Origin of the sequence: Sphingopyxis bauzanensis (genome assembly GCF_002205675.1) — a bacterium.
In the GTDB taxonomy this organism is placed as follows: domain Bacteria; phylum Pseudomonadota; class Alphaproteobacteria; order Sphingomonadales; family Sphingomonadaceae; genus Sphingopyxis; species Sphingopyxis bauzanensis.
This window is the reverse complement of the sequence record NZ_NISK01000002.1, coordinates 485,842-503,380: the sequence shown is the minus strand read 5'-3', so window position 1 is coordinate 503,380 and position 17,539 is coordinate 485,842. Positions and strand designations below refer to the sequence as shown.

Here is a 17,539-nt window from a genome sequence, read left to right as displayed (position 1 = left end):
ACAATTAGCGGCCCGGCCATTCCCCCTCCCGTCCGGGCCGCTGGCGCCGCACCCATCATCGTGACCGCGACGATGGGTGCGGCCGACCAGCGTTTTTTCGACACGCTGCGCGCCGCGCATTTCCCGCCCGAGCGCAATTATCTGAGTGCACATATCACGCTGTTCCACCAGCTGCCGCCGTCGGCGCTGGACGAACTCGACGGCCTGATCCGCCGTATCGTCGCCGATACCCCGCCGCCCGCGGCGCGGCTGCGTGAGCTGTACTCGCTTGGCAAAGGCGTCGCCTATCGCATCGACAGCCCCGACCTGCTCGCGATCCGCGAACGGATCGCCGAGCATTTCACCGGCATGCTGACCGCGCAGGACCAGGGCACACCGCGGCTCCACATCACCGTCCAGAACAAGGTCGCGCCCAGCGAGGCGCGCGCGCTGCTTGCCGAACTCGCCGCCGATTTCCAGCCGCGCGCGCTAACGATCACCGGCCTCGCCGCCCACCACTATCGCGGCGGCCCGTGGGAAGCCGCCTTCGCGCGGAATTTTCGCGGGGCGCGCACATGATATTGACCAGCGCCAACACCCTGCCTATAGGCGCTGCTCGCCCGTCGCGGCGACCCTTCGGGGCGGAGTAGCTCAGCTGGTTAGAGCAGCGGAATCATAATCCGCGTGTCGGGGGTTCGAGTCCCTCCTCCGCTACCAAAGCCGTTTTTTTCTACCGGCGACCTGCTGCGGACACCGGCGAACATTTTTCCTTTAAAATCAAATATTTTCGACGGCCCACGGGGGCGTTTCGGCGGACTGTTGTGGCCCGCGGTCGTGCCCCCAGCGGTGGTGTAGGTTCTGCCGGTAGCGAAGCTGACCGGACACGCGCTAAACGAAAAAGCGCTGTAGTGTCCGGTCAGTTTCGCGGGTGGTCATCGGCGAACTTCGGTAAGCTTGTGTTGCAAAACTCAACTTACGGAGAACACCGATGACCAAGGATCAGATGGACTTGAATGCGCTGGTTGGGAAGAGCGCCGATGGCGATTTTCTGCGCGACATGATCAGCTTTGCCGCGCAGCGCCTGATGGAACTGGAAGTGGGCGGCCTGACGGGTGCGGCCTATGGCGAGATCAAGCGGCGCACCGACGTCGTCGGCATCTTCCCCAATGAGGCGGCGATTACACGCCTCGTCGGCGCCATCCTGCTGGAACAGAACGATGAATGGGCGGTCCAGCGTTGCCGCTACATGACCCTTGAGAGCGTCTCGGGATTAAGCGGTAATGCTACCATCACGTTGCCCGCCATGGCAGCATGATCAACCCGGCTTCGCCGGAGATCGCTAAGGCTACGCCGGCGAACCTACACCACCGTATGGGACACGACCGGAGCCCATGTCACAAGGCGAGCGGGCATGAGGCGCGCTTTGGTGATAAATCACGATGCGTTCATCAGGTCACTCGGCGCGGATGCCGTCAAAGTGGCGTCAGAGTGAAGCGTCCTGCTTTTGAGTGGCAGCGGGGAGGGCGACAAGGGGGAGGGGGAGGTGCGCGGCATCTGTTGGGCGCACTCTGGCCTCGAAGGCTCGGCCAGGGGTCGCGCAGATAGCCGGCCGCGCGGGCGCACTTGGCTCAGTTTCCTTTCGGGGCAGCGGCTAGGCACTGGCGCGCATCGCACGCCGCTCCGCTGCGGCCTCGCCAAGAGCGCGTTTTCTTGGCCCTTCGGGCTGCCGGGCGTGTGGATTTTTCTGGAAGCGGGCTTGGCACGGCGGCAAGCGCGCCTCAGTCGTCGAGGCTCTTCTTTTCATAGACGGTATGGATCGCACTGCCGTCCCACATATAGCACAGATGTCTCTCCTGCCGGCAGTTCGATAGGAGGCGGGGCCGGAAGGCGGCGGCGCATTCGCCGCCTTGGTGGCGGACGCTCAGGTAGCGGATGCCATCCGACCCTGCATCGCGCAGCTCGGTCGCGAGCCCCTGCGCATGGATGTAGCTGTCCGGGTCATAGAGATCCGCGTGGCTGTCCCCGAGTGGGCGGATGTCATGGAGATCGGCCTGGAGATCGACCGCATAGACGCGCATGTCGATCTCCTGTTCGGGTTCGTCGGTTGCGGCAAGGAATTTGGCGCGGTGGTGTCTGGTTTCCGCGATCGCGGTATCGAGCGTGAGGGCGGCATAGAAAACGCCGAAGCTGCCGTCGCTGAAGCGGCTGCCTGCGGGGTTGAGATGGGTGAATGCGGCCATGATCGGCGTCGCGCCGGGACCTGCGACGCGATCCTCCGCCGGCACGAGCGCGAGGTCGCCGACCTCGTCGCGGAGCCGATCATTGGTCATCGCCTCGATCTGGAAGACCGCGTCGAGATCCTCGGGGACCGCGACCTTCTCGAACAGCCCGATGGGCGGAAAGCGGCTCGGGATGATGCGGTAGCAGGGCGCCCAATGGGTCGCGGTGACGGGAATCTGGGTGGGCACGGGTCAGCCGCGCTGGCCGTCGATATATTGCCGCACGACATAAAGATCCGCGACATTGCCCGAGACCATCCGGTCGAGCGCCGACTGGCCCGCAAAAAGCTGCGCCCTGTTCGGCTTGCGCACCCATTTGTCGGCGCTCGCCGGCACGAGGATCTGCAGGCCCTTGTAGATGCCCATCACATAGCTAATCCGCTCGAGCGCATCCTTCGACAGTGCCGCGACCGCGCCGCGCTTCCAGTTCTGCAGCGTCGAACGGCTATCGAGTCCGAGGATCGCCATCTGCTCAGCCTCATTGAGCCCCCAGGCCTCGGCAATACTGAAAAAGGTCCGCAGCGCCGGACCCGTCAGGTCTTTCCGATCCATCAACTTGGCAGCTGCCGTCGCCATTGTACGCTCCTTGTCCGACAGCATATGTTCCTTTCGCGCGCAAAAGTCAATAATTGCGCCAAAAAGAAACATAAGGTTGACGGGTCGGAGAACCGGCGGGCGCTATCGCCGCTGCCGATAGGGCTCGCAGGCAATGCCGTCGCCAACGCCATCGCTATCGCCATCCATCTCGGGCCGGTAGCCCGGCTGACCGCGATAAAGCGGCGCGGCGCCCGCGGCGCGTGCTCGTTGCAGCCGCGATAATAGTTCCCGGAAGGGGAGGGGGGCGCATGGCTCCGCCGCGGTGCGGCCTGCGGCGCAGACCTTGACCATGGCGCCGGGTGCGCGGCGCGATAGTCGCTGGGCCGCTCGAATGTCCCCGCCCAGATGCCGCGGCGCTGCTCGCGCGCGCGCGCTTCGTTCGAGGCATAAGCGGCTGTGAAATGCGGCAGCGCGATGGCGAGCCCGGCATCGACCATGGCGGCCGACAGGTCGATCCTGCCGACGCGGCAGGTTGCAACTCTGCGGCCATAATTGTCGATGCCCTGTTGCTCGCATCGCACGCTCTTGCCCTCGACCAGTGCTGCAGGAAGACAATCCTGTCCGAAATTGATAAAGAGAGGACAAAAAATTACGAGCAAGACATGCGCGGCACCAGAATCTCGGTCGATAGAACCGCCCACGGGTACAGTTCTGATTGCAATTGCAATGATGGGCGGCACGATAAAAGAACGCTCGGATTATGAGCGGGTGACCGGGCTCTGGCTCGAATGTCCAGGCTTTCAGCTAAAGGTGTCAGTGTGCATGCCCGACGTGCGCTTTCTATAGCTCGGTCACTTTTTCGATCTTCCTGTAATAGCCGAGCGATAATCAGAACTGGGTATGCCGCGGTCGATTTTCTGGCGCGCGTCAGAGCGGGCGCCACCAGTCGTAGACATCGGAAAAGCCGATGACCCCGTCGAAGAGGGCGCACAGGATGAGCATCTGGCGGCAATGAACCGAATAGCGCCCGCGCGCCATCTTGAGATGGCGGTTCACGGTTTCCTCGCTGATGCCGAGAATGCCGGCGGTCTCGCCGGCGGTCTTGCCGCGGGCCGACCAGAGCACACATTCGCGCTGCCGCTCGGTCAGCGCCGCCCGCCGCGTATAGGCGCCTGTCCCAATGAGTTGCCGCGCCGAGGCAAGCGCGACCGCGCCGACGATCTCGGCAGCATGGAGCATCTCGAGCGGAATCCTGGCATTGGGAGCGACGGCAAAGGAGCAACTTCCTGTGGCTTCTCCGGGCAAGTGCCGCGGTACGGTGAATCCGTCGCCGATGCCGCTCTCGCGGGCGACCTGCAGCAATTGCCGGTCGCCGCGGGAGAGCGGGATATAACGATCGACATCTTGCCATTGGAAACCCGTCATGGATTTTTCACCGGCTCGCCGGATCGGGTCGCTGTCGCTGAGGTCGAAGCCGACATAGACATTCGCCCAGGCCTCGGGATAATTGTGCACGAGCATCGATGCGGCATCGCCGCCGCGGCGATCGAAGGCGAGCGCGAAAAGATCAAAGCCCATGCGTCCGGCGGCGTTTGAGAGGGCAGCGTATAGCTGCTCCTCTTTTTTGGCCCCGGAGATTTCGTGTGCGAGTTCCTCCGTCAGATCAAAATGCTTCACGTCGTTTCATCGGCCGCCAGCACGTTCCCGACCCGCCCGCCCGCGATCCGCTCCATGGTCCATCGTTCTCGGTTCCTATCCGCGAACGATGAAGATGGACAAGCTGCGCGATGGTCCTCGCATTGCCGCGGGCCGTTGTTGCCACAGCCATTCCTGCAATGCCGATCGCGGTTTCGGTGTAACGACAGGAAATTGCCGGATATAGCGGCTTGGTTTACCAATTGAATCCAGATTGACACCTATTGCCTTCTTACGCCGACCGCGGCGGTGCGTGCGTCATTCCTCGGCTGCATCTTGGGTGGTCTTAGTGATCAACACTTCATGGGCGAAGCAGTCGTTCGCAGCTTGGTGCGACAAAACCCCGGACCGCATCGACCACGGCGGCGAATTTCACGCCTGCAAGCTCGAGGCTCGCGGCATAGGCGTCCCACGACCGTCGAGGCTGCCAGATTGACGGATGCTTTAGCCATTGAAGGTGAGCGCCTTGAGATAGGGCTGCATTCGAATTCTGGTTCGCCACTGCGCTGGTCGGCGGTGCTTTCATTGTCGGGTTTGCCGGCGCGATCCGATCGCTGTTCGGCGGGTAACGCATCGGATCGGCGGGCAGGGGACATGCGGCGTGGGCGCGAGTCATGACCGCAAGCTAGTGCATTGCGAGGAGTGCTTCGCTTCCCTGGATAAGCGGCATGACTTCGACGCCGCCGCCGATCGGATATGTCTCCGATCCCGGATAGATGAGCAGACGCCGCTCTGGTTCAAGGTCGAGACAGGCGTGATGAAAGCCGCGTTCAAGCTTCGGCTGCAGGCTTCGCTTGATCTCGACGGCCCAAAGCGCACCGCCAGGCAGGGTCATCACGAGGTCGATTTCGGCACCGGCGGCCGTCCGGTAGAAATAGGCATGCGTCCCTTCGGGGGCGGCGGCAATCAAGGTTTCGACCACAAGGCCTTCCCAGCTGGGACCGGCAATCGGATGTCCAAGTATATCTTCGCTCGTTGTGAGTCCTAGCAGCGTATGCACGAGGCCGCTGTCGCGAACATAAATCCGCGGCGATTTGACGAGGCGCTTGCCGGCATTGCTGTGCCAGGGTTCAAGCCTGCGCACCAGGAGGAGGTCGACCAGGAGGTCGAGATAGCTTGCAACCGTCTTGGCATCGACGCCGAGGCTGCGGGCCAGTTCGGCCGCGTTGAGCAGGCCCGATTGGCGATGCGCGAGCATCGTCCAGAAGCGTCGCAGCGTTTCCGCAGCGATGCGCGGACCCAGCAGCGGGATGTCGCGTTCAAGATAAGTGCGGATGAAATCCTGACGCCATCGCTGGCTCGCCCGATCGTTGCTGGCAAGAAAGCTGTCGGGAAAGCCGCCGCGCACCCACAGGCGATCGAGCCGGTCCGCACCGACTTCGAGCGCATCAAGCGGGCGCATTTCAAGATAGCGGATCCGCCCAGCGAGGCTTTCGCCCGATTGGCGGAGCAGATCGATCGACGCCGAACCGAGCAACAGAAATCGTCCGGATTTTCGTCCGCTGCGGCGGCCCGCATCGACGAGGCCGCGGAGGATCTGGAACAGGCCCGGAAGCCGGTGTACTTCGTCGAGGATGACGAGCTTGTCGGCATGGGTCGCGAGAAAAAGCTCGGGTTCTGCGAGCTTCGCCCGGTCGGCATCGGACTCAAGGTCGAGATAAATGGAAGGCCGTGCCTTGCCGGTCTCGAGCGCAAGCGTCGTCTTCCCGACTTGCCTGGGCCCAATCAGCGCGACAGCTGGTACTTAGTCCAGCCTTTCCGTCAGTTCTGCTGCAATTCGTCTTTCAATCATCCTAGCAATTCTGGAGTTCTATTCCAGATTTACAAGGTTATTTCACGCGTCTCTTCCGAAAATCATGACTTCGGTACCGTAAAATCATCGATATCGAACGTCCATTTTTTGGCGCGTCGGTCGGCGCTCTGAGCCTGTTCGCTGCCGCCACGGCAGGTTCGTCAGCGATCCGTTCATTTACTGCGGCTGATGCTCCCTCTCGCAATCGGCAGGCTAGAGAAGCGTCGGGGCTTCCGCGCTCGGTGTCTTCCGGCTGAACCAGGGCACGTCGGTCCGCTCGACTTCCAGCCGACTTGCCGGATATTGGGTGACAAGCTTCATTGCCTCCTCAGGCGGGGCTTGCAGCCAGGCGTCATGATCGGCGGCGGGAAGAATCACCGGCATGCGGTCGTGGATGTCGAAGAGCTCTTCGGTGGCATCGACCATCACCATCGTATAGCAGTCGCCCCATTCGTCGGTCGGACGCCAGAGGCCGGCACAGGCCGCGAGCGGCTGGTCGGTCACACGTAGCCATGTCCGCGTCATCCGGCCTTTCTCGCCTTCGGCCTCGGCAAAAGCCGTGATCGGGATGAGGCAGCGTTGCGCGGGGTTGGTGAACCAGGTCCGCCAGAAGGTCATCAGCTTGTCGTCGCGCGCATTGTTGACCGGTTTCGGCTTGCTTGTCGGCTTCATATGCTTGAGCCGCACCGGAAAGCCCCAGGTCATCGATTGGAGCGCGCGCGTGCCCGCATCCTCGCCGACGACGAAACCCTGGCCGCCCGGATAGACTTCGCCGGGCTGCGCATTGGTGAGCGGGCGCCGCGCGCCGAACGCAGAGGCGACTTCGGCAACCGAGGCCTTGAGGGTCACGAGATTGCACATGGCGGCGGTCCCTTTAAGGCCGCGCCCAGCATCTCGTCAAAATTCTGCTGGATCGGCGGCATGATGCTGAAACTGTTCTTGGGGAAGGGGCGCAAAATGTCCAGCGGCGCGCGCGCCAATTAGCCAGTCGAACCAGTCTTCGGGCCGGAGCACCGCGACATGGCGATCCTTGTGGGCTGCGAGATCGTCATAGGCCGGCACGGTGAGCGCCGCGAAACTCTCGGGCCACAGGCGGTGCGCCGGGCGCCAGCCCCGGCAATGCAGAAGAAAGGCTCGTCGGTGGTCAGGCTCGCGGCGACAATCCCCTTCTCGCGTTTCACCAGACCGAACTCATTGGCGAGCAGCAGGCACGGCCGGTCGATGATCGCGGTCACGGACTTGAGCGGCGGGATCTGGAAGACGTCAGCGTCGCGCGACGGCAGGCTCCAGAGCATCTCCTTCTCGCGCTCGCGCTGTCCGTCCCAGGCTATCACGCGGTAAAGCTTGCCGATGCCGATGAGGGCGTCGTCGGTCTCGATCTCCATGGGTCCAGCGCTCAGGCCCGGAAGCGGCTGAGTGCGCGCTTCCATTCGCGCTCATCAGGCATGGGCAGGGCAATGTCGTCGGGTCCGGGGTCGACCAGTTCGATCCGGACCGGGCGAACGCGCCTGCCCGTCCGCGCGCCGCAGCGGACGCACCAGAATTTCTGGCGCGCCTTGAAAAGATCGTCGTCCCACATCTTGCACTGGAAGCGCCACCAGATGCCATAAGGGTTGAAGGTCGCGCTATTCCCGCAGCGGCACACCGGTTTGATCGCCCGGAACCAAGCCGCCGCCTCGAAGATGTGGGTCGCACGGGGCAGTCCGTCTTTTGTCCAGCCGCCCACGTCACAAGGATAGTCCGAGCTGGTCGGGGCTCGTCGGCTCCGGGCCAGCCTTCACGCTCTCGATGATCGCGCGCGCCAGCTCGAACGCGGCCTCGACCCGGATATGGCTCGTCGGCGCGGTGATGCCGACGCGCGCCCAGCCGGGGGCGGAAAGGATGGTCTCTGCGACTCGGGCGGTATCGATATTGTCCATGGCCCAATGAGAACATAGGAAGAACACTTTGACAAGTGGGCGACGGGATCGCTCGGCCAGACCGCTTCGCGGTCGGCCTTCGTCCAGTCCTTGCGCTGACGCAGGCGCTGCTCGCCCGCCCGCTCGTCCGGCGCCAGGGAAGAACGGGGTTATGGCATGATGCGAGATTTATGGCATAAATCTGCTATCGTTGCACAGATAGTCAATTGAGCCTATATTGTAAGAGTTGAAGTGGGATTGTGATAGGAGTGCCAGATGACAATCCAGGTCAATATCACGCCACAGGGACGAATGAGCCTACCAGCTGACGTCCGTAAGCGATTGGGGCTGACCGACGGCGGCGCTGTCTTTCTCGAAGAGACCGCCGATGGTGTCGTCTTGCGGACCGCCGCCCAAGCTGTCGCGCGCGCGCAGGCAATTGCGAAGCGGTTCGCCGAAGGTGGCGGTGATGTCTCGGTTGAGGGGTTCTTGGCTCACCGCAAAACGGACGGTGATGAGTGAGCGAGTATATCCTTGATGCATCTGCGCTTATTGCGATGCTCCGCTCCGAACCCGGCGCTGACAGGGTCTCAAAAACGATCTCGGATGCAAGAATGAGCGTAATCAACTATAGCGAGGTTGTGAGCTACTTCGTTCACGCGGGCATGGACGCACGCGACGTAGACGCCATGCTTGATCCGCTGCCGATTAATTGGATTCTGGTGGACAAGCAGCTGGCGAACCTCGCCGGTCGCCTTCGCAAATCAACGGCCTCCGCTGGCTTGTCACTTGGCGATCGCTTCTGCATTGCCCTGGCGAAGCGTGATGGTCTAGCCGCCTGGACGGCCGACAAAGGGTGGAAGAAGATCGAGTCCGACGTCGGCGTCGAGGTCGTAATCATCCGCTAAGCGATCAAGAATTTCATGTCTGCCTTAGCTCAACAGTTGTCGGCCAAGGAGTTCGTCAATCGCGTCTTTAGCGATCGCCAGCTCGGCGAAGTACCCGGAGCGAACGTCGCGCGCCGTTATAGCGTGTCAACCGGGCCTTGCGAGACGGCTCGCTCGTTCGCCTGCCCGACCTGCGCATTCGTGCAGTCAGCGGCCTATGCGGCAAACCTGAACTCATGGTTCAATTCTGGACTGCGGACTTCTTTCGCAAGGACAATATTCCTTCCTATCAGTGGCAATATCGCAAATAAGTTCGGCGAAACGAATCCTGGCCGCTGACAGGACCACGGCGCAAGGTGCTCTTCCGCCGCGCCACAGCTGACGCTGAGTCCAGATTGGTCGCTTCCGGCCCTTCATAACCTCACAGGTCCCCGCGTTCGCGAGCCTGCCCTGTCCGAAGGAACCTTTGGAAAAGCCTTTATCCCAGCAGCACGGCGACCGGGCTGGCGAGCAGACTTGCGCCGAAAAGCCATTGCAGCAAACGCTTCGGTCTCGGCTGGGGCCGGACCGCAGCAATGAGCAGGATCAGTGCGCAAAGGAGCCAGAAGATTGCGGTGAGCGGCGCAGCATTGCCAGCGATCAGGCGCGCAAGAAAGGTCAATGTCAGTGCGAGCGGCACGCCCCACAATACCCCATCCCAAAGGCTGCGAAGCCGCTGGTCATGGGCACCGCGTCGTTCGCGCTTGCCAAGCCAGATGGAAGTGCCGGTTGCGACGACAATAGTTAGCGCAAGGCCAAGCAGGAAATAGATGATCTTGACCGGCAGTCCGCCATAATTGCCGAAATGGAGGTTGTATGTCGAGGCCGCGAGCTGTTGCCCCAAATGTCCGTCGGACAGGCCGACCTTGCCATGATAGGTGCCGTCGGCGCCGAATTCATAGGTTTCGCCATAGATAAGGCGGCGGGGATGTTCGGCGACGATCTGGATATGCTGGCCGCGCGTCCCGGGGTCGTGAAGGATGACATAGGTCGGGCGGACTTGCGGACGCTGAGCTGCGAGCCAGGCTAGCGGGGCGGCGACATTGGCGGGCGGGGCGGGACTTGCGTTGGCGCCGTGCTCTGCGCCAAAGATCGGGGCATAAGCCGCCTCAATGTCATTCTCGTAAAAAACGGCAGCGAGCCCGTAGGTGCCGACGACGCCAAGCCCGATCATTGAACCGGTGAGCGCGATCGCGAGCGAAAAGGGCAGCGTCCAGACGCTGAGCCGGTTGTGCCAGTCGGCGAGACCAACGCCATGATTGTCGCGCGCGCGAAAGCGAAAGGCGTCGCGGAAAATGCGCGGGTGCGCGACCACGCCCGAAAGCGCGAGCGCGAGGATCATCACCCCGAAGATGCCGACGATCGTCATCCCGACGAGACCCGGGATGTTGAGCGCATAATGCGCGCCGAGCAGAAATTCGGACCAGGCGTTTTCCTCGGGCACGGCGATCTTGCCGTCGGCGTCGATGTGGAACGCCTGATGGTCGGTGGTGATCGTCGTGCGCGGCAGGCCGTCGACCGGCATATGGACATAGAGGTGGGTGGTGGCGGGCTTGCCCTTTTCGGCCCTGAGCACCGCGGCGACGCCGCGCTGCACTGCATCGGGCGCGATCGCGGCCATTTCGGGGGCGTCGAGCTGTTCGATCCGCTGCCATTCCTGATAGAAAACGACGACGGTGCCGGTGAGACAGATGAGATAGAGCAGCGCCGAGGCGAGCAGGCCGATCGCGGCGTGGCCCGACAGCGCGCGCTGGACGGCATCCTTGGAAATGGCGAGCGTCATACGGCGCCTCCGATGAAGATTCCGATGAAGATAAGGCCAAGCCCGGCGACTGCGGGTACGGCGAGGCAGGCCCATTGGCTGCGGCGGCGCGGCATCATCAGCAGCCAGAAGGCGAGGATGCCCCAGAGCAGCGGCAACAGCAGCAATGCCAGCGCGTTGCCGTTGGCATCGCTCCAGCCTCCCATTCCCGCGAGCGCGCGGACTCCGAGCGCGGCGATCAGCGACGCGGTAAAAGCGAGAGGGATGGTGATGAGGAACGTCAGCAGGCGGCGGCCGATGTTGCGCGGCTCGCCCCGTTCGGGGAGCATATGCGCCTTGCGGTCCGATGCGCGCCCCTTGCCCTGGGGCGACGTCCAGCCGGCGTGGGCGAGGAGCAATGCGGCACTTGCCATGCCGAATAGGGCGGCGACCGCGAGGCCCCATGCGCCGCTATCGGCGAGCGCCAAAGCCGCGCCCGCGAGCATCAACGTCCAAGCGATGCCATTCTGCAACGTCGAGCGGCGAGGCAGGCCCCATGCGCGGCGCAGTTGCAGCACCGCGGCGACGATTGCCGCGGCACCGAGCCATAGGAGAGGCGCGGTCTCGCTCACCGGAAGCGGTAGCCGACGGTTGCCATAACGTTGCGCGGCGCGCCGGCGAAGCAGTCGCCGCGCGCGAGGCACGATGCGAAAAACTTGTTATCGAGCAGGTTCGTCGCATTGACCGCGAAACGCCAGTTGTTCCAGCTGACTTCGGCGAGCGCATCGACCGTGGTATTACTGGGGGTGACCAGCGACCAGGCCGGGCCCGTCGAGCGGCGCTTGCCGGTATAGACGACCCCCGCGCCGAGCCGAAGCTGTGCTTCGCCCGGGAGCCCGAAGGTCTTGGTCGACCAGACCGAGGCGATGTGGCGCGGGAGATAGTCGAGGTCGGTGTTCACCTCCGACTTCAGCTTGTTGTAGCCATAGTTGACGAGCAGGTCGAAGTTGCCGGGCAGCGTGTGGCTGGCCTCGAACTCGACGCCCTTGGTGGTGAGCTCGCCCGACTGGGCGGTGCCGCCGCCCGCGAGGTAGAGCACGCGGTTGCGTTCCTTGACGCGAAAGCCGGTGACGGTGACCAGCGTGCCGGGGCGCGGGTTCCATTTGATCCCTGCTTCCCACTGCTCGCCGGTCTGCGGCCTGAACGGATCGCCGACGCTGCCGTCGGTATTTTCGTTGCGCCCGGCGATCGGCAGGAAGCTTTCGGTATAGCTGACGAACGGCGAGAAGCCTGCGCCGATGTCGCCGATGACCCCGGCGCGGAAGGTCGTGGCATTGTCCTTGTTCCCTGCCGACGACGTGACGCGGTCGCGCCGCGCGCCGAGGACGACCGAGACGCGGTCGAAAAAGCGGATTTGGTCCTGAACATAGACGCCGAGCTGTTTCTGCGAGTCATAGTTGAAGGGGCCGGTCGGGTCGTAGGTCAGCAGCGCGTCGTAATCGATGTCGTAAAGGTCGATGGTTTCGAACCCGAACACTCCGCGCTTGCCGACCTTGTTCCAGCTGTAGTCGACGCCGACGAGCAGCTTGTGTTCGATCGTGTCGCCGGTGTTGAAATTGAACTGGAGATTATTGTCGGTCGAAAAGACGTTCATCCGCGCGTCGCTGGCATCGGCATAAAGGCCGATGGTGCGGCGGTCGGTGCCATAGACCGAGAAGGGATCGGTCGGGTTGCTGTAGCTGTCGGCATAGTGGGTGAAATATTCAAGATCGCTGTCGATGTAGCGCGCTTTGAGGCTGAGCCGCACCGCGTCCGAAAAATCATGCGTGACGCTGGCCATGCCCTGCAGCGAGCGGCCGGCGTAGCGGTCCCAGCCGGGCTTGCCGACGAAGGTGTAGCGGTCGAGCGGTCCCGGCGCGCCGGGGTTGGGGCGGAAGGTGCCGATGATGGGCAGGAACTGCGATGTCGAGCCGGTGTCGTCCTCCTGATAGAGGCCGGTGAGGACGATGTCGGTGTCGGGGGTGGGCTTCCAGCGCAGCGAAGGGGCGAACATCACGCGGTCGTCGGGGACATGATCGACATAGGTGTCGGCGTCGCGCGCACGGCCGACGGCGCGGATCGCGAAGCTGTCCGACAGCGCCAGGTTGACGTCGGCGAGCACTTCCTTGCGGTCGTAGCTGCCATAGACGAGGCTCACTTCACCCTGCGTTTCAAAGCCGGGGCTTTTCGACACCAGGTTGACAAGGCCGCCGATCGAACCCTGACCGAACAGCACCGACGCCGGGCCGCGCACGATTTCGACGCGGTCGAAATTATAAGGGTCGGAGGTGATGCTGGCGTAGAAGGAAAAGATGTCGCGCATCCCGTCGCGGAACTGCAGCGCGTCGATGCCGCGCACGTTGAAGCCGTCGACGCGGGTGTCGCGGCCATAGGGGTTGGCGAGCACGCCCGCGGCATATTTCACTGTATCGCTGATGCTGATCGCGCCCTGCGCTTCATATTGGTCGGCGGTGATGACCTTCACGGGCTGGGGCAGTTCGACGAGTACGGTATCGGTCTTGGTCCCCGCATAGCCGGTGACGACGATCTGGTCCTGAGCCTCGATATCGGCCGAGGCGGATTCGGCGGCGAGGGCGCCGCTGCTGGCCAGCATGGTGCCGAGAAGCAAGGCGATGCGCGCGGTTTTCACTTGGTATTCCCCTGACGGTGTAACGAGTCCGTCGCCATCTAATGAGAAGCAGTCGCATTAGCAATGCTGAATTGCGATCGTTCGGCTTGATTGCCGAACTGATCGACGGTCATGCAGACTGGGAGGTCCAGCCGCAGTGTCGCAACCTAGCAACGTAACGGGTCAAAGCATTAAGCTCGACGAGGAAATATCTTCATCTGGCGGACAACCACTCGCCTTCATCCGTTGTTTCACTACCAGTTCGTTGGCCGTCATCTGCGGCCGCCGGGGCTGCGCGTGCGCGGCGTACTGGTGCTCGATATTCCCCGTATCGCGATGCCGCCACTCGATCTCAACCTCGCGATCGATTTTGTCGTCGGCAATTATCTCGGCGACAACTGGAAGGCGCTGCGGCAGGACACGCAATATGCCCACCCCTTCGTGGGAGCATGCGACGGATTTGGGTGCCCTATTACGACTGCATCGCTGGGCATTCGTTGCGTGCCATCGGCTGAAGAAGCAATCGGTGACCTTCCTGCTTGACCTTTGGCGGCGGGAATCGTGAACGCTTTTCGCAGGCGAACGTGGTCCCAGTGAAAGAAATTCGCAGAGGTTCTTATGAGTGAATGGCTTTCGCAGCCCGTGACGAGCTTTCGCGGAAAGGCGCTTCCCGAACCAGGGACGCCGGTCGGCTATGCAGCGCTGATTTCCTATTATGACCTCCAACTGCCGACGCCGCCCCGTCTGACCGCGATCGCCGAGCGCCATGCGTCGACCGCGGAGTGGAGAATGCTGACGCCGCGTCACAGGCCCGCCGCAAGTTTCGCTGGCCTGTCGTCTTTGCGATAAAATGGGCGCCGCATAAATGCTGCAGCGTTGAAATTTGAATCCACGGCTCAATTCGTTGACAATGTGAACGTTCCCATTTAGATAACGTTCACATAAGGGAATCAACGCCACCAAAAGAGAGTGGTCAATTGGGAGGATAAGGGATGCGGGCGTCTCAAAAGCAATGGCTTGCCAAGTTTCTGGTCGGTACGTCGGCTCTGTCCTTGATGGGCATAGCGCAGGCGGCGGTTGCGCAGGAAACGGCAGCCGAGGGTGAAGCGAACGGCGACGAGATCGTCGTCACCGGTATCCGCGCCAGCCTTGAAGCATCGGCGATGATCAAGCGCGAGGCGCAAGGCGTCGTCGATGCGATTTCGGCCGAAGACATCGGCAAATTCCCCGACACCAACCTCGCGGAATCGCTGCAGCGCATCACCGGCGTGTCGATCGACCGCTCGAATGGCGAGGGGTCGCTGGTCACCGTTCGCGGCTTCGGACCCGAATTCAATCTGGTGACCCTGAACGGTCGCCAGATGCCGACCGCGCTGATCGGCGATGGCGGCAGCGCGCCATCGTCGCGATCTTTCGACTTCGCCAACCTTGCATCCGAGGGCATTGCCGCGGTCGAGGTCTACAAGAGCGGCCGCGCGACGATCGAGTCGGGCGGGATCGGCTCGACGATCAACATCCGCACGCCGCGCCCGCTCGATAACCCGGGCATGCGCGGCAGCCTCTCGGTCAAGGGTGTCTATGATACCTCGCGCAACGAGGGCAATCCGATCACGCCCGAGGTGTCGGGCATCTTCAGCAGCACCTTTGCCGACGATACGATCGGTATCGTGCTCGTCGGATCGTACCAGAAGCGCAGATCGAGCACCAACTCCGCCAATGCCGGCTGGCGCGACGGTTATCTGGGCAGCGAAAACAACTGGGGCTCGCTCGCGCAGCCGGGCACACCGCGCGCCGCAAACATTACCAATCGGCCCGATCCGACCGACGTCTATCAGGTGCCGCAGAACGCGTCCTACGACCTTAACGACATCGATCGCGAGCGGATCAACGGCCAGGCAGTGCTGCAATTCCGCCCGAGCGACGCCTTTACCGCGACGATCGACTATGTGTATTCGCGCAACACCGTCGAAACGCGGAACAGCAATGTCGGCGTTTGGTTCAACCATGAAGACACGTCGAGCGCATGGACCGACGGCCCCGTCGCCGGCCCGCTTTTCTATACTGAACGCTTCGCGGCTCCGACGGGCACGCCCGGCCCGAACGCGCTCTATGGCGGCAAAGATCTGTCGTACAGCGGCGCGCTGACCGAAAACCGGGCCGAGAATAAATCGCTGGGCGTCAATCTGGAATGGCAAGGTCCGGGTGGCGTCACTTTCGAACTCGACGGCCACCATTCGACCGCGGCAGTCAATCCGGTCAACCGCTTCGGATCGAGCATGTCGCTGGGCAATGCGGTCTTCGGCGTCCAGAACCAGTCGATCAATTTCGAAAATGATCTGCCGATCATTTCCTATGGCATGTTCCCCGGCATCGATCCGCTGAATGCCTCGCTGATCACCCCGACGGGCAATGCGTTCCGCAACGCCATTTTCCGGAACCGGATCAACCAGGTGCAGCTGCGCGGTCAATATGACCATGACGGCGGATTCCTCGACAGCATCGATTTCGGCGTGTCGTACGTCGACAGCAAGGTTCGTTCGGCGTTTGGCACGATCCAGAACGACGATACCTGGGGCGGTGCCGGGCCGGCATCGAGCATTCCGGACGACATTTTCTCGCTCGTGACGCTTCCCGACAAATTCCCGGGGCTTGCTCGCGACGGGATGATCCAGAGCTTCTACACCTTCGATTTCGAGCGCATGGCTGACCTCGTCGAGCAGAATTTCCAGACATGCAGCAACCCCGCAACGGGTTCGGCGCAGCCGGGCACCTGTCTTGCCAATTTCAACACCGACCGCCGCATTTCGGAAAAGACGCTCGCGCCCTACCTTCAGGTCGCGACGGTGTTCGACCTGTTCCAGAATCCGGCCCATTTCGTCGCCGGCCTCCGTTACGAGACGACCGATATTGCATCGGCGGCGCTCGTGCCGGTGCCCGTGACGACACGCTGGGTTGGCGACAACGAACTCAACGTCGTCTTTTCGGGCGACAGCGACTTCACGCGCTTCAAGGGGTCGTACGACAATTGGCTGCCCGCGTTCGACTTCGACATTTCGCCGATGGAGAATGTCAAACTGCGCGCATCGTACAGCCACACAATTACCCGCCCGGACTATGCGAGCATGCAGGGCGGCCGCACGATCGATACGCTGTTCCGCGTCGGGGGTGGTACCGGGGCCCAAGGCAACCCGGGGCTGATCCCGTACAAGTCGAAGAATATCGATCTGTCGGCGGAATGGTATTATGATCGCGACAGCTACATCTCGGTGGGATATTTCAACAAGGATGTGAGCAACTTCATATCGTCGACGCGCATCGACTCCAGCGCGTTCGGGCTCACGACCCCCATCGGGGGGACGCGCTGGAATGCGGCACTGGCGGCGCTCGGCGCGAACGCGACGGTAGGCCAGATCCGGCAATATATCATCACCAACTTTCCAAGCACGGTCACCGGCAACATCATCAACGCCGCGCCGGGCGATCCGCTGGTCAATTTCGAGATCACGACGCCGATTAACAGCGATCAAAAGGCCTCGATCGACGGCTGGGAATTCGCGCTCCAGCACAGCTTCTGGGATACCGGCTTCGGCGTGATCCTGAACTATACGAAGGTCGACGGCGATGCGACCTACGACAACACCCAGCCATCTTCGGTGCCGCAGTTCGCGCTCACCGGGCTTAGCGACAGCGCCAATGCCGTCGCCTATTACGACAAAAACGGTCTCCAGGCGCGTGTCGCATGGAACTGGCGCGATGAATTCCTCGCAGGAACGGGCCCCAACCCTTTCTACACCGAGGAATATTGGCAGATCGACGCTAGTGCGAGCTATGAGTTCATTCCAGGCCTCACGGCGTTTGTCGAGGCGATCAACCTGACCGGCGAGGGCCGGCGCGGGCACCTCCGCTACAAGAATAATGTCACCTTCGTGCAGCCAGGCTTTGCCCGCTACGCGGCCGGGGTTCGGTTCAGCTTCTAGGGCGGACAGACCAATTCCGCCGGGTCGCAAGAAGAAAGGGCCGCGTC

Annotated in this window: 18 protein-coding genes, 1 tRNA gene and 3 pseudogenes; 7 read left to right on the top strand and 15 right to left on the bottom strand. The window is 62.4% G+C overall.

From position 1 onward, the window contains the following. The first annotated feature begins 72 nt into the window (after nucleotides 1-72). The 3 genes and pseudogenes from CDQ92_RS08980 to CDQ92_RS08970 all read left to right on the top strand — a co-directional run. Entirely contained in the window at nucleotides 73-558 is a 486-nt protein-coding gene (locus tag CDQ92_RS08980; RefSeq protein WP_088441491.1) for a 2'-5' RNA ligase family protein, read from the top strand. 61 nt (nucleotides 559-619) lie between these two features. Continuing rightward, nucleotides 620-696 (top strand) — tRNA-Met (locus CDQ92_RS08975). Nucleotides 697-1,102: 406 nt separating this feature from the next. Then, nucleotides 1,103-1,294 (top strand): annotated as a pseudogene (locus tag CDQ92_RS08970) (transposase); the annotation flags it as partial. Between the two features lie 463 nt (nucleotides 1,295-1,757). On the opposite strand, the gene CDQ92_RS08965 reads toward CDQ92_RS08970, so the two are convergent. From CDQ92_RS08965 to CDQ92_RS08925, 11 genes and pseudogenes are all read right to left on the bottom strand, one after another. Beyond that, on the bottom strand, nucleotides 1,758-2,447 hold the full coding sequence (locus tag CDQ92_RS08965) for an RES family NAD+ phosphorylase (RefSeq protein ID WP_088441039.1): 690 nt from the start codon (nucleotides 2,445-2,447) through the stop codon (nucleotides 1,758-1,760). Nucleotides 2,448-2,450: 3 nt separating this feature from the next. Then, on the bottom strand, nucleotides 2,451-2,834 hold the full coding sequence (locus tag CDQ92_RS08960) for an antitoxin Xre-like helix-turn-helix domain-containing protein (RefSeq protein ID WP_088441490.1): 384 nt from the start codon (nucleotides 2,832-2,834) through the stop codon (nucleotides 2,451-2,453). A gap of 102 nt (nucleotides 2,835-2,936) precedes the next feature. Then, nucleotides 2,937-3,146 carry an excalibur calcium-binding domain-containing protein gene (locus CDQ92_RS21645; protein WP_229667300.1) on the bottom strand — a complete coding sequence of 70 codons (210 nt, stop codon included), beginning with the start codon at nucleotides 3,144-3,146 and terminating at the stop codon, nucleotides 2,937-2,939. A 107-nt stretch (nucleotides 3,147-3,253) separates the two neighbouring features. Beyond that, nucleotides 3,254-3,376, bottom strand: a pseudogene (locus tag CDQ92_RS21640) (thermonuclease family protein); the annotation flags it as partial. Nucleotides 3,377-3,722: 346 nt separating this feature from the next. Beyond that, entirely contained in the window at nucleotides 3,723-4,472 is a 750-nt protein-coding gene (locus CDQ92_RS08950) for a LuxR family transcriptional regulator (protein ID WP_229667297.1), read from the bottom strand. A 643-nt stretch (nucleotides 4,473-5,115) separates the two neighbouring features. Continuing rightward, on the bottom strand, nucleotides 5,116-5,892 hold the full coding sequence (locus CDQ92_RS08945; RefSeq protein ID WP_229667296.1) for an ATP-binding protein: 777 nt from the start codon (nucleotides 5,890-5,892) through the stop codon (nucleotides 5,116-5,118). 36 nt (nucleotides 5,893-5,928) lie between these two features. After that, a pseudogene (locus tag CDQ92_RS21960) lies at nucleotides 5,929-6,216 on the bottom strand (AAA family ATPase); the annotation flags it as partial. Between the two features lie 279 nt (nucleotides 6,217-6,495). Then, nucleotides 6,496-7,143: an SOS response-associated peptidase gene (locus tag CDQ92_RS08940; RefSeq protein ID WP_088441037.1), complete on the bottom strand. Its 648-nt coding sequence runs from the start codon at nucleotides 7,141-7,143 to the stop codon at nucleotides 6,496-6,498. A 119-nt stretch (nucleotides 7,144-7,262) separates the two neighbouring features. After that, nucleotides 7,263-7,667, bottom strand: coding sequence for a hypothetical protein (locus CDQ92_RS08935; protein WP_144035732.1), 405 nt, complete (start codon nucleotides 7,665-7,667; stop codon nucleotides 7,263-7,265). Nucleotides 7,668-7,678: 11 nt separating this feature from the next. Further along, nucleotides 7,679-8,008: a hypothetical protein gene (locus CDQ92_RS08930; RefSeq protein WP_088441035.1), complete on the bottom strand. Its 330-nt coding sequence runs from the start codon at nucleotides 8,006-8,008 to the stop codon at nucleotides 7,679-7,681. A gap of 1 nt (nucleotide 8,009) precedes the next feature. Next, entirely contained in the window at nucleotides 8,010-8,201 is a 192-nt protein-coding gene (locus CDQ92_RS08925) for a DUF6771 family protein (protein WP_088441034.1), read from the bottom strand. 255 nt (nucleotides 8,202-8,456) lie between these two features. Here CDQ92_RS08925 and CDQ92_RS08920 point away from each other — a divergent pair, with 255 nt between their 5' ends. Both CDQ92_RS08920 and CDQ92_RS08915 read left to right on the top strand, forming a co-directional pair. After that, nucleotides 8,457-8,702, top strand: coding sequence for an AbrB/MazE/SpoVT family DNA-binding domain-containing protein (locus CDQ92_RS08920; protein WP_088441033.1), 246 nt, complete (start codon nucleotides 8,457-8,459; stop codon nucleotides 8,700-8,702). Continuing rightward, nucleotides 8,699-9,088, top strand: coding sequence for a type II toxin-antitoxin system VapC family toxin (locus CDQ92_RS08915; RefSeq protein ID WP_088441032.1), 390 nt, complete (start codon nucleotides 8,699-8,701; stop codon nucleotides 9,086-9,088). Before CDQ92_RS08920 ends, CDQ92_RS08915 begins: the two co-directional genes overlap by 4 nt. A 457-nt stretch (nucleotides 9,089-9,545) precedes the next feature. On the opposite strand, the gene CDQ92_RS08910 is transcribed toward CDQ92_RS08915, so the two are convergent. The 4 genes from CDQ92_RS08910 to CDQ92_RS20805 form a co-directional block, all read right to left on the bottom strand. Continuing rightward, the gene (locus tag CDQ92_RS08910) at nucleotides 9,546-10,889 is read right to left on the bottom strand and encodes a PepSY-associated TM helix domain-containing protein (protein WP_088441031.1); all 1,344 of its coding nucleotides are present in this window, start codon (nucleotides 10,887-10,889) and stop codon (nucleotides 9,546-9,548) included. After that, nucleotides 10,886-11,479: a hypothetical protein gene (locus tag CDQ92_RS08905; RefSeq protein WP_088441030.1), complete on the bottom strand. Its 594-nt coding sequence runs from the start codon at nucleotides 11,477-11,479 to the stop codon at nucleotides 10,886-10,888. Before CDQ92_RS08905 ends, CDQ92_RS08910 begins: the two co-directional genes overlap by 4 nt. Further along, on the bottom strand, nucleotides 11,476-13,500 hold the full coding sequence (locus CDQ92_RS08900) for a TonB-dependent siderophore receptor (RefSeq protein WP_088441489.1): 2,025 nt from the start codon (nucleotides 13,498-13,500) through the stop codon (nucleotides 11,476-11,478). Before CDQ92_RS08900 ends, CDQ92_RS08905 begins: the two co-directional genes overlap by 4 nt. A gap of 198 nt (nucleotides 13,501-13,698) precedes the next feature. Further along, complete coding sequence (locus CDQ92_RS20805; RefSeq protein ID WP_144035731.1) at nucleotides 13,699-13,941, bottom strand: hypothetical protein; 243 nt, start codon at nucleotides 13,939-13,941, stop codon at nucleotides 13,699-13,701. A gap of 192 nt (nucleotides 13,942-14,133) precedes the next feature. On the opposite strand from CDQ92_RS20805, the gene CDQ92_RS08890 reads away from it, so the two are divergent. Next, entirely contained in the window at nucleotides 14,134-14,364 is a 231-nt protein-coding gene (locus CDQ92_RS08890) for a hypothetical protein (RefSeq protein ID WP_229667293.1), read from the top strand. Nucleotides 14,365-14,507: 143 nt separating this feature from the next. Then, nucleotides 14,508-17,492 (top strand): TonB-dependent receptor, encoded by a 2,985-nt coding sequence (locus CDQ92_RS08885; RefSeq protein WP_088441028.1) that lies wholly within the window; start codon nucleotides 14,508-14,510, stop codon nucleotides 17,490-17,492. The last annotated feature ends 47 nt before the right edge of the window (nucleotides 17,493-17,539 follow it).